An 11,400-nucleotide genomic window follows, 5' to 3' on the forward strand; every position below is an offset into this window, starting at 1 on the left:
AAGAAATGACCGAACTGCTGATGGCGTTGACCCAGGAAGTCCGGGGCCGTCCGCAACCAGCCCGCCAGGCCATGGCGGGCTTTCTTTTGCAGGGCTGCGATCCAGCCAGGCGTCACTTTCGGGGCAGCTTGCCCTCGATCCGCTCCAGCGGACGGACATGAGGATTCGCCGGCCAGCCCTGCGGGTACGAAACTAGGCGCGATGGCCCCCGTTGCCGCAGTCCGTGCCACACGCGTCCGCTCGCGCCACCGCTGCGGCTGCCACCGAGAATGGCGCTCATGGCCTCCCGGTCGAGGTCGACGTTCTCGGTCAGGTCCTTGATGACGATCACTGCCATGGCATTCTCCGGTCGTGCGGCGCCGCGTCCGCGCGGGGGCGGCGCCGGTTCAGTATAGGCGCGCGTTTTGATGCGCAGGCACGCCGCTGCACCCATCGATATTCATCTTCCCAAAAAAACGCAGAAGTCGTGCCAGCCTGCTAGCCATTCGCATGTGGAATGCGCTCATGGCAAGCTCCGCGCGGGTTTGCAGGTAGAAAGAACATCGCACGCCGCGCGCGATGTGCAGCGGTCTGTCGGGGCATGGCCAACAGTTCGATACTCCTGTTGGTTCCCCGCCGACAGCGGCTTGCAGTCGATGTGACCTGCTCGCGCGCAACGTGGCGATGGCGCTGCGGCGTAAGCACGCGACGGTTTGCGGATGCCAAGAGTGCGCACTAGTATCCATCGTGGATGGGGCGTTTGCATGAGTGCGTTCCGCTTGCATCGATATCGGGGCAACGCCGGTGGCCAGTGTCAGAGACCTGATTCAGAAGTTCCAGAACGGCGGGTTGTCCGACGACGAATTCGTTGCGTCCTTCGACATGGCGCTCGCACAGGAGCGCACCACGCCGAGCCAGCTGGCGCGCGTGATCATCGAAGAGAACACCCGCTTCCCGTTTCCGCCCGGCGTGTATGCCGAGGTCATGCGCCGCATCGAGCGCAGCGGCACCACGCAGTTCGATCCGACGGGCGATTCCACCCACATGGAAGGGCCCGTGACAGGCTCGCTCTATGCCACCTCGCCGGCAGTCGGCACGGTGCCGCCTGCCTCGCGGCCCAAGGGCGTGGGCGATACCCTCAACGGTCGCTTCGTGCTGGAAGAGTGCCTTGGCGTGGGCGGCATGGGAACGGTGTACAAGGCCCTGGATCTGCGCAAGCTTGAAGCATCGGACCGCAAGCCGTATATCGCGATCAAGGTCCTCAACCTGCAGTTCAGCGGCCACCCGAAATCGCTGATCGCGCTGCAGCGCGAAGCGCGCAAGGCGCAGACGCTCGCGCACCGGAATATCGTCACCGTTTACGATTTCGACCGCGATGGCCCGGTGGTCTTCCTGACCATGGAATACCTGCCGGGCAGGCCGCTGAGCCAGGTCCTCAAGGCGCCCGGTTTCACCGGCATGCCCGTGGCCAAGGCCATGCCCATCATCGCCGGCATGGGCCATGCGCTGGCCTATGCACACGAGCGCGGCTTCGTGCATTGCGACTTCAAGCCCGCCAACGTCTTCCTGACCGACAACAGCGAAGTGAAGGTGATCGACTTCGGCATTGCGCGCGGCTTCCTGCCGCCGGCCGATGAATCGGACAAGACCGTTTTCGATCCCGGCTCGCTTGGCGGCATGACGCCGGCCTACGCGAGCCCCGAGATGTTCGAGCACCGCGAGCCCGATCCGCGCGACGACATCTATGCGCTGGCTTGCGTGACCTACGAGTTGCTGACCGGCAGGCATCCGTATGAACGCATGTCTGCAAACCAGGCGCGCGCGGCGGGGCTGAAGCCGGTGCAGCCGCGCGAGCTGTCGCGCACGCAATGGAAGACGCTGCGCGAGGCCTTGTCGCTGGACCGCGAGACGCGCACGCCCACGGTCGAGCGCTTCCTGGCTGGCATGAGCCCGGCGCCCGGCGTGTCGGCGCCGCAGCGCTCCGCGCTGCTGGCTGGCGCCGCCGTGGCGGCCCTGGCAGGCGTCGCGGCGGTGGGCTACTTTGCATGGCGCACCAGCCGGCCGGCGCAGACGCCGCCGGCGGTGGCGCAGGCCGAGGGTTCGCGCACCACGCCCTCCGCGCCGGCAGTCCCCCCTGCGCCGGCAGCACGACCACCGTCCGAGCCGTTCTCGATGCCGGCCGTGCTGCGCGTGACGGCCGCGGTGCCATGCTCGCTGCTGGCTGCGACTTCGCCAGAGAACGGCAGGGTGCGCGTGCGTGGCTACCTGGCCGAAAGCGTGGGCGTGTCGCGCCTGCGCGAGCAGCTCAACGCGCTGCCGGGCGTGAAGTCGCTCGATGTCGATACGCAGCCGCTCAGCGCCGACAAGTGCGACGTCGCGCGCATGATCGCCCCGTACTGGTCGGGCCGCCGCGAAGGGGCGGTCGCATCGTCGCTGCGCACGCGCGGTGAAAAGCTGCAGCTCACCGAAGGCACGCCGCTGGTGCTGGAACTGCGCACGCCTGCGCAGGATTCCTACGTGTACGTCGACTACTTCGCGGCGGATGGCAATGTGGCTCATCTCGTCCCGAGTGCGCGCGTGCCGAACCACCAGGCGCCGGCCAGCTATAGCGCCACCATTGGCGATGGCGGCGACTGGGTGATCTCGCGTCCGTTCGGCACGGAACTGGTGGTGCTGCTGACGACGCCGGCACCGTTGTTCGACGGGCGGCGTTCCGACGTGGAATCGTGGCAGGACTACCTGAAGGCGCTTGAAAAGCCGCTCGGGCAGATGGCCCGCAAGTATGGGCAGGACCGCATCAGCGCGGACCTGGTGGAGATCTCCACGCGCGCGAAATAGTCATTGGAGAAACAGGCATCGTCAACGCCGCTACTTCATGTCGCGCGCGACGCGGAAGCCGTTCTGCGACTGTCGCACGCTTGCGCTGTACTTGAAGCGAGTCGACGACACCATGTAGCTCGCGCCTTCCAGCCATGAGCCCCCGCGGATCACGCGCGCGCCGCAGCTTGCTTCTTCCCAGCTGCGGCCATCGACGGGCGCGTTCTTGTAGCTGCTGTGCCAGCAATCCCTGACCCATTCCCACACGCCGCCATTGACGTCGTAGAGGCCGAACGGATTGGCCGCGAACGAGCCCACGTTGGCGGGCGCATCCGCGCTCCACGGCTCGCCGCAGTCCTTGCAGTTGGCCGTGCCCTTGCGCATCTGGTCGCCCCACCAGAATGCCGAGGCGGTGCCGCCGCGCGCCGCGTATTCCCATTCGGCTTCGGTCGGGAGGCGGTAGGTCTTGCCGGTGGTCTTGCTGAGCCAGCCCACGTACTGCTGCGCGTCGTCCCAACTGACATCGCGGATCGGCGCGGTCTTCGCACTGTTCGCCACGGTGGCAATGCGATCGCACCCGCCGGTGTCGACGCAGGCGTTCCATTGCTCGACGGTCACCTCATAGCGGCCGATCGCAAATGGCTGGCTGATCGTGACATGGTGCGGCGGCTTTTCGGCCGGATCGCTGGCATTGCTACCCATCGTGAAGCTGCCGGCCGGCAGGCTCACCATCACGGGGCAGACCGGGCAGTCGCGTATCTCGCCGCCCCTGGCTTCGACCGGCTTGCGCTCCCCGCCCAGGCTGACCGAGCCGGACGCTGTCGTGCCTTGCCGTGCGGATGGCGCTGCCGATGTTGCGGCGCCGGCTGCAGCCGCTGCGGGCGCTGCCGCGGTGGCGGGTGGCGAGGGACGTTGCTGCGCCGGTGGCGCGGGCGCGGGCTTGGAGGGCTGCGTTGCGGCGGCGGGCGGCTGGGCCGGCTTGGCATGCTCTGGCGGCGTGCCTTTGGCGGCCGGGGCACTGGCCGCGGCGAGGCGTTCAATGCGCGCTTTGGCCAGCGACGCAAAGCGGCCGTTCGGATACTGCTTGAGATAGGCCTCGTAGTCGCCGGCGTAGTTGCTGTTCTTGATCGATTCCCAGAACGTCAGCTCGTATTGTTCATCGCTGTTCTTGGGCAGGATGCCGGCCAGCAGCATCGGCGCCGCATCCGGCGCCGACATGGGACCGGCCATGGCATCAGGAAGCGCGCTGGCGGCCAGCGCGAATGCGACGAGAAATACAGGAGATGTGCGCCACATTTTCGGACCCTGTTGGAACTGCGGCCAGCCCGATGCGCGCGCTTGGGCGGCGCCTGGGCGCATTGTGGTGTTGCGGTGACGTCGGCTTGCTTCAAGATAGCACAGCGATTGTGAATCCGGAGGTGCTTGCATGCGGCGCGGTGGCGCGCAGCGCATCGGTGTTGCGGCAAGTCGTGCACCGATGTCATGGCGAGTTCGCTTTTTGCGGGGTTCCGTTCTAACCTAATACCGAATCGCCGAGCGCTGGCCAAAAGCAACCAGAAGAACATGGGCTTGCGGAACCACGTGATCGGGTTTCGGACACTCTCCGGGGAGGCGCCGCGTATGTCCAGACGATTCCTGTTCCGCCTGCTGGCGGCCATGGCAGTTGCCGTGGTGCCGTCCGTCTCGACGCCGACTGCGGCGCCGCAGAATGCCGAGGTCTATATCATCTGGCCACCCGATGGCGCCGTCATCTCCGGCGGCAAGTTCTGGATCCGCATGGGCTTGCGCAACATGGGCGTGTGCCCCAAGGGGATCGAGTCGACCAAGTGCGGCCATCATCATCTGCTGATCGACACTGACCTGCCGCCGCTGGACAAGGAAATCCCCTCCGACAAGAACCACCTGCACTTCGGCGCGGGGGAAACCGATGCGCGCATCGAACTGCCGCCGGGCAAGCACACGCTGCAGCTGCTGCTCGGCGATGCCAAACACGTGCCGTTCGATCCGCCGCTGTACTCCAAGAAGATCACTGTCACGGTGAAATAGCGCGAGGGGATCCACCATGCTCAAGCTGCTAGCCGCCGCCTTGCTCGGCGCAAGTCTCTTGCTGCCGGCCGCGGCCATGGCTGGGGAGACGCCGGCGCCGCCCGACGCCTACCTGTACATCGGCTTCCCGAACAACGGACAGGTGCTGCCCGCGGGCAAGCCGTTCCGCGTATGGTTTGGCCTGCGCAACATGGGCGTGGCACCGAAGGACGTCAAGTTTCCGAAGACCGGCCACCACCACCTGCTGATCGACACGGAACTGCCGCCCATGGACAAGGAAATTCCGAACGATCGCAACCACCTGCATTTCGGTGCCGGCGAAACCGAGACCATGGTCGAGCTGCCGCCTGGCAAGCACACCCTGCAGTTGCTGATGGGCGATGACAAGCACATCCCGACCAATCCGCCGGTGTACTCGAAGAAGATCACCATCTACGTGAAGTGATTGCATCGGCGCGGCGGCGCATATGCCGCCGCGTATCGAGCGCGGCTGTCGCCTGACGGCCAACAGATATCGTGCAACTGTCGGTCGCCGCCCATCATCCGGGGTGGCGTGGTTGCGATTCCGGTCCGCGCTTCAAACTCTGCGATACCGCTGAAACCCGCTTGCTTGCAGGCTCTTGCGGTCAGGGCGATGCGTGCATCGCGATGCTGGCACACCCTATGCGTCAGTACTCCGGAAAGCAACACCGGCATTGCCGTCCTACCGAAGCGCCGTTGTCGCAGCCGCCATTTCAGGGTTGGTGCGCGCGCCGGCGCGAACCACAATACAGACACGCAAGATAGTCCGGGCCATCGCGATGGCCGGGGGCCGCGCGTGGTTGCAGGAAGACATCGTGATCAATGCTTCTACCGAATCGCCACTGACTGTTTCGAAGCCGGTTTCGAAGCCGGTTTCGAAGCCGATTTCGCAGCCGATTTCGCAGCCGATTTCGCAGCCGGTTTCGCAGCCGCGCCGTGCGGCCGCCTGGGCTGTCGCTGCCGTCTGCGCGGGATGGCTGGCCGGCTGCGCAGACGTCCGGCCGCCGGTGTACGAACGTCCGCAAACGCCCGCCAAGACGGAGTGGACGCGACAAGGGTCGATCACCGTATCGCCTTCCGAGACCGTGCAGCCGAACTGGTGGCAAGGCTTCCGCGATCCGTATCTCGACAAGCTGATCACGCAGGCGCTATCGGGCAACTACGACATCAAGGTGCTGGCCGCGCGCATCCGCGTCGCGCAGGCGCAGATCGGCGAAGCCAAGGCCGGCCAATTGCCGGTGGTCGATCTCAACGCTGGCGGCAGCGTCACCAAGACGACCGGGCAGACGACCGTGCGCAGCTTCAACGCGGGCGCGCAGTTGAGCTGGGACATCGATATCTGGGGCAAGGTTGAAAAGGGCGTGCAGGCGCAGACCGCCGAGTTCCATGCCACGGAGGCGGACTGGCGCGCCGGCTACCTGACGCTGGCCGCCGATGTCTCGACGACTTACTTCCAGATCCTGCAGTTCGACGAACAGATCGACCAGCAGGCGCGCACGGTGCAGAAAAACGGCCAGATCCTCAACACCTACCAGGCCATGTTCCAGAACGGGCTGGTGCCGAAGATCCGCGTGATGCAGCAGCAGGCCGAAATCAACCGGCTCACCAAGGACCTGATCGAGCTGCGCCGCTCGCGTGACGTGACCGAGAACGCGCTGGCCACGCTGGTTGGCGTGCCCGCGGGCAATCTCAAGGTGCCGCCGGGCAAGCTGCAGGACCGCGTGCAGCCGCCGCCGGTGCCGGCGGGACTGCCGTCGCAGCTGCTGGCGCGCCGGCCCGACATCGTGGCCGCGGAGTACCGCGTGCTCGCGGCCTACGACATCGTCGGCCAGGCGCGGCTCGCGCAACTGCCTAGCATCAGCCTGACCGCAAACGGCGGCGCGGCCAGTTTCGCGCTCAGCAGCTTGCTGAAGACCTTTACCTTCGGCATCGCGCCGGCCATCAACCTGCCGATGCTGGACCCGAACGTTCGCGCCCGCGTGAAGACCACGGAAGCGCAGGTCAAGGTTGTGGAAAACGAATACGGCCGCACCGTGATGAACGCGTTTGAAGAGGTGGAATCCGCGCTGGTCAATGTCGACGCGCACAAGAAACAGCGCATCGAGTTGCAGCAACAGGTTGACCAGCTGCGCGTGGTGTCGGCGCAGATCGAGGCGCAGCTCAAGGAAGGCGTGGTGTCGCAGCTGGAAGTCTTCGAGACCGAGCGCTCGCTGCTGACCGCGCAGTTGTCCTTGTTGGCCGTCCACCAACAGGTCCTTGCCGATACTGTCACGCTGTACAAGGCGCTCGGCGGTGGCTGGTCCGACGTGCAGGTGCGCAACGCCGCGTCGAACAGCAGGCCGTGACGGCTGCCCGCCACGCAGCGTTCACGATACATCGTTCCCTGGCAATACTGCACACCCCGACGGTTTGCGCCGCATGGGAGACACCTTGCGCGCAACGGCGGCACCCAGCCAATTGACTAGCGAGAGGCGTCGCCTACTATGTTGATTGTCGATTCATCCTCGCGGTGCGGCAGCGGTCAAGGCTGCGCTGTTGGTTTCTTGGAAACATGGCTCCTGACGATGCACTGATCATGGAAATGCCGGTGAGGATGGGTCAGGAGTTCGACATTCTGCTGACGCCGGTCTCTCGTCCGGAGCTGGGCGAGATCCGCATCGGCGATGACCTGTTCGCCGTCGGGCGGACCGAGGCACCGTTCATTTCCTATCCCGAAGAGCTGACCGCGGCACTGTCGCGCCGGCATGCGCGCATCTTTGCCGAGCATGGCGCGGTCTATGTGGCGGACCTGGGCAGCAAGAACGGCACGCGCATCAATGGCGCCGATGTCGCTGGACATCCGCTGCGGTTGAGCGATGGCGACGAGTTGTCGTTCGGTTCGGCGCTCTCGTTCCATGTCAGGCTTTCGCCGCGCGTGCCCGCGGCGGAGCCGCCCCGCGTCGCGATCACGCTGCTGCCGGAGCGCAACGAACTGGGTCTGCAGCCGGTCGAGCTGAACAGCTTCCCGTACCTGATCAGCAAGGCCGACGACACCTTTGCGCGCTACCGCGACAGCCATCCGCAGCAGGTCAACTACCTGTCGCGGCGCCACGCGCACATCTACCTGAAGTGTGGCATTCCGTTCCTGGAAGACCTGGGCAGCACCAACGGGACGTTCGTCAACGGCCACCGGCTCACCGACCACGGCGTGCCGCTCAATGACGGCGACCTGATCGCGTTTGGGGGCAGCCACTTCGTCTACAAGGTCGCGGTGCTGCGGGAAGGCGATGCCGAAGCCACCGCTACGCGCACGGTGTTCGCGGGCGAACAGGCGGCGCCCGATGTGGAGCCCGTCGCCGAGCATGCCGCGGCCCCGACTCCCGATGACGGCGCCGACAAGACTACCTTTGTCGGTGCCGCCGATTCGTTCCTCGATATCTTCTGCGTCGACTATGCGGCGCGGCAGGAAGACGAGGTCAACGCCGAAGCCGAGGCGCAAGCCGCGGCAGCCACCGATACGTCAGCACGCAAAGCGAGCCGCCCGCGCAGCCGCATGGCGATGCTGGCGGCAGAGATTGCCGGGCGCTTCGGCTTGAACGATCCGCTGCGCATGAAGCGCGCAGGGCGCTGGGGTGCGGCTGTCGTGGCGCTCGCCGCGGTCGGCGTGGTTGCGCTCTACCTGCGCGGCATGCCCGAGCGCGACGTGAGGTCGCTGCTTGCCGAGGGCCGGTATGCGCAGGCGGCGAAGGCTGCTGACGCCTATCTTGCGGGGCATCCCGACGATGCATCGTTCCAGGCCATGGGGACCGAGGCGCTGCTGCGCGCCTACGTGCCGCAATGGGCCGGCAAGCTCAAGGCGCAGGATTTCAGCGGCGCCGCCACGCTGTTGGCCGAGATGGTCTCGCGCAGCCAGCACAACGCGGACGCCCGACCGCTGGTGGGCGAGCTGGAGTGGATCGGCAACCTCGAACGCTACTTTGCGCAGCGCGGCGGCGCCGATGCGCCAATCCGCCTCTACACGGACGAAGCGGTGATACGCAGCCTGCTGACGCACTGGAACCAGGACACCGCTGCGCACCAGCGCGCGCTGGGCCGCATCGCGGGATACGAGCCGGCATTCCGCGATGTCTATGCCAACGCGCTGAGCGATGTGCGCAAGCTGCAGACGGATGAGTCAGTGTACCTGGCCGCGATCGATCGTCTCAATGCGACCATTGCCACCGAGCTTGGGCGCGACCAGCCAGAAGCCTTGCAGCCGGTGCTCGCCGACTACAAGGAGAAGTACCCGCGCCTGTCCGGCCTGGACAAGCTGCAGGACGACCTGCGCCGCTACACCGCGCTGATGCAGCCGCTGCGCTCGCGCAACCCGGGGCCGCTGGTGGCACGCATGGCTGACGCGAAGTTCGCCACGCCGCCGTTCCAGGCGCAGTACGCACGGCTGGCGCAGCGCCTGCCCGGCGACGAAATGGCGCGCCAGTACGCGGCGGCGGAACAGGCCTGGCAGAGCGGCGACAGTGCCACGGCCATCGCGGGCCTGCGCCGCATCAGCGCGGGACCGTGGGGCGACGACGTGGCGAAGGACGCGGCGCACAAGCAGCAAGTCGCCGCACAGTACGCGGCCCTGCAAGGCGCGCGTGGCGCCGGTGGCTACGAGGACAAGCTGCTTGGCTTCTACGCGATGCTCGACCCTGACGAGGACAAGTTCTACGCCAAGGCGGTGGAGAACGATGTCACGGCGATTCGCGACAGTGCGCTGCGGCGCGCGCGCGAGCAGATGAGCCGCGCCATCGCCGGCTGGAAGCAATACCGCGCCAACGGACAGATCGGCGGCGAGCAGCGGCTGGAAGCGGGCATTTCACCGAAGTTCCGCGACCAGGCGCGGCGGCTGGCGCAGGCGCACGAAGACGCGCGGCAGGCGCTGCGCATCGTCGGCCAGCTCAAGGCCGGCGAGAGCGCCGACCTGGCGCAATGGAACAAGGCGGAAGAGGAGATCCGCGCGGAAGTGGACCAGCAGCGCCGCGCCCTGCAGGAATTGCGCATGGTGCTCGATCCGGCCGTGCTCAAGGCGAAGCTGGAACTGCTCGGTGGTGAAGGCCAGGGTGCCGCAGCGCAAGCCGCCGCGGCGGACAAGCCGAAAGAGGGGCGGCCATGAACGATGCACAGCGCGGCAACCGTCTCAGGCCCCTGTCCGAGGCGCTTGAAGACCATGGCGGCGAGGGTCTCGCCATCCTCACCGCCGAACCATGGCGGCTGAGCCTGCTCACGGTCGTGACCACCTTTGCGCTGGTGGTGGTAGCGCTGATCTGGTCGTTCTTCGGCCACGCGGATGTGATCGTCACGGCCGAAGGCACGCTGGCGCCGGAATCGGAAGTCCGTCGCTTCTACGCGCCCGTCGATGGCGAACTGGCCGACCTGTATGTCGCCGAGGGGCAGCCAGTCTCCAAGGACGATGTGCTGGCCCGCCTGAACGCGCGCGGCGCGATCGAAGCGGCGGCCAACGCGCTGGAAGCACAACTGAAGCTGGAGGACTCGGAGCGCGAGTGGAAGCAGTTCCCGGAAAAGAAGGCGCTGATGGAACGCCGCGCCGCCGCGCTCAAGCAACAGATCGACGTGTCCACGCGCCAGCATGAGACGCGCATTGCCGAAGGCACCACCAAGCTCACCGAGCAGCAGCGTGCGCAGGTGCAGGAGGCCCGCAGCAATGTCGAGAACTCGCGGCGCGCACGCGATTTCGCGCGCCAGGAACAGGACCGCTATGCGCGTTTGTTTGCGCTGCCGGGCGGTGGCGGCGTGTCGCAGTCGCAGGTCGAGGCCAAGCGCGCGGCCACGCAGGAGGCCGACAACACCTTGCGTGTGGCGCAGTCCCGGCTGGCCGAACTGGAAGCGCGGCAAGGCCAGGAACTGACGCAGGCCAACGTGCAGCTCGAAAGCAGCGGGCAGGAGCTGGCGGGCCTGCGCGTGCAGTACGACGCGGCGATGCGCGACATCGCCAGCACCGAGGACAAGCTGCGCCTGCAGGTGCAGACCGCGCGCCTGGTGGCCGAGGCGGCCGCCCGTATCCGCTTCGAGAATATCGACAAGGACAACTTCCTGCTGATCCTGGCGCCGGTGTCGGGTGTCATCACCGATGTCACGTCCACCCAGCGCGGCGACAAGATCCAGGCCAATACGCCGATCGGCGGCATTGCGCCCAATGACGCGCGCCCCGTGCTCAAGATCGCCATTGCCGAGCGCGACCGCGCATTCCTGAAGGAAGGCCTGCCGGTCAAGCTCAAGTTCAACGCGTTCCCGTACCAGCGCTACGGGCTGATCGAAGGCACGCTCGAGTACATCTCGCCGGCGACCAAGCCGGGGGCGGACAAGCAGCCGGTCTATGAGGGCCGCATCCGCCTGTCACGCGACTACTACGCCGTGGGAGCCAGCCGTTATCCATTGCGCTATGGCATGACCGCCACGGCCGAGATCGTGGTGCGCGAACGCCGGCTGATCGACCTGGGCCTGGACCCGTTCCGTCAGGTGGCGGGGTAGCGGGCACTCATACGAACAAGGATCGCGACC

The 11,400-nt window shown here is 66.5% G+C and carries 8 protein-coding genes; 6 read left to right on the top strand and 2 right to left on the bottom strand.

Translation table 11 applies throughout. From position 1 onward, the window contains the following. Positions 1-112 precede the first annotated feature (112 nt). A complete protein-coding gene (locus AC3FKH_RS06045) occupies positions 113-337 on the bottom strand; it encodes a hypothetical protein (RefSeq protein WP_211948624.1) in 225 nt (74 codons plus the stop codon). A gap of 431 nt (positions 338-768) precedes the next feature. Between AC3FKH_RS06045 and AC3FKH_RS06050 the strand changes: the two genes are divergently transcribed. After that, positions 769-2,817, top strand: a complete 2,049-nt coding sequence (locus tag AC3FKH_RS06050; RefSeq protein ID WP_488673866.1) for a serine/threonine-protein kinase — start codon at positions 769-771, stop codon at positions 2,815-2,817. Between the two features lie 30 nt (positions 2,818-2,847). Here the strand turns inward: AC3FKH_RS06050 and AC3FKH_RS06055 are convergent, their stop codons facing one another. After that, a complete protein-coding gene (locus AC3FKH_RS06055) occupies positions 2,848-4,092 on the bottom strand; it encodes a formylglycine-generating enzyme family protein (protein WP_488673752.1) in 1,245 nt (414 codons plus the stop codon). 324 nt (positions 4,093-4,416) lie between these two features. On the opposite strand from AC3FKH_RS06055, the gene AC3FKH_RS06060 reads away from it, so the two are divergent. From AC3FKH_RS06060 to AC3FKH_RS06080, 5 genes are all read left to right on the top strand, one after another. Continuing rightward, complete coding sequence (locus tag AC3FKH_RS06060; protein WP_488673754.1) at positions 4,417-4,842, top strand: DUF4399 domain-containing protein; 426 nt, start codon at positions 4,417-4,419, stop codon at positions 4,840-4,842. Between the two features lie 16 nt (positions 4,843-4,858). Next, positions 4,859-5,287, top strand: coding sequence for a DUF4399 domain-containing protein (locus AC3FKH_RS06065; RefSeq protein ID WP_488673756.1), 429 nt, complete (start codon positions 4,859-4,861; stop codon positions 5,285-5,287). A gap of 355 nt (positions 5,288-5,642) precedes the next feature. Beyond that, entirely contained in the window at positions 5,643-7,208 is a 1,566-nt protein-coding gene (locus AC3FKH_RS06070) for an efflux transporter outer membrane subunit (RefSeq protein ID WP_488673758.1), read from the top strand. Between the two features lie 206 nt (positions 7,209-7,414). Further along, positions 7,415-9,994 (top strand): FHA domain-containing protein, encoded by a 2,580-nt coding sequence (locus AC3FKH_RS06075; RefSeq protein ID WP_488673760.1) that lies wholly within the window; start codon positions 7,415-7,417, stop codon positions 9,992-9,994. Further along, the gene (locus AC3FKH_RS06080) at positions 9,991-11,370 is read left to right on the top strand and encodes a beta-barrel domain-containing protein (RefSeq protein ID WP_488673762.1); all 1,380 of its coding nucleotides are present in this window, start codon (positions 9,991-9,993) and stop codon (positions 11,368-11,370) included. Before AC3FKH_RS06075 ends, AC3FKH_RS06080 begins: the two co-directional genes overlap by 4 nt. Positions 11,371-11,400 lie beyond the last annotated feature (30 nt).

Source organism: Cupriavidus sp. 21MJTG02-4, from assembly GCF_057798975.1.

Excerpts from the sequence above, each read along its gene's own strand:
- AC3FKH_RS06080 (WP_488673762.1), top strand. The coding sequence starts at position 9,991 with ATGAACGATGCACAGCGCGGCAACCGTCTCAGGCCCCTGTCCGAGGCG.
- AC3FKH_RS06075 (WP_488673760.1), top strand. The coding sequence starts at position 7,415 with ATGGCTCCTGACGATGCACTGATCATGGAAATGCCGGTGAGGATGGGT.
- AC3FKH_RS06060 (WP_488673754.1), top strand. The coding sequence starts at position 4,417 with ATGTCCAGACGATTCCTGTTCCGCCTGCTGGCGGCCATGGCAGTTGCC.
- AC3FKH_RS06070 (WP_488673758.1), top strand. The coding sequence starts at position 5,643 with ATGGCCGGGGGCCGCGCGTGGTTGCAGGAAGACATCGTGATCAATGCT.
- AC3FKH_RS06055 (WP_488673752.1), bottom strand. The coding sequence starts at position 4,092 with ATGTGGCGCACATCTCCTGTATTTCTCGTCGCATTCGCGCTGGCCGCC.
- AC3FKH_RS06065 (WP_488673756.1), top strand. The coding sequence starts at position 4,859 with ATGCTCAAGCTGCTAGCCGCCGCCTTGCTCGGCGCAAGTCTCTTGCTG.
- AC3FKH_RS06045 (WP_211948624.1), bottom strand. The coding sequence starts at position 337 with ATGGCAGTGATCGTCATCAAGGACCTGACCGAGAACGTCGACCTCGAC.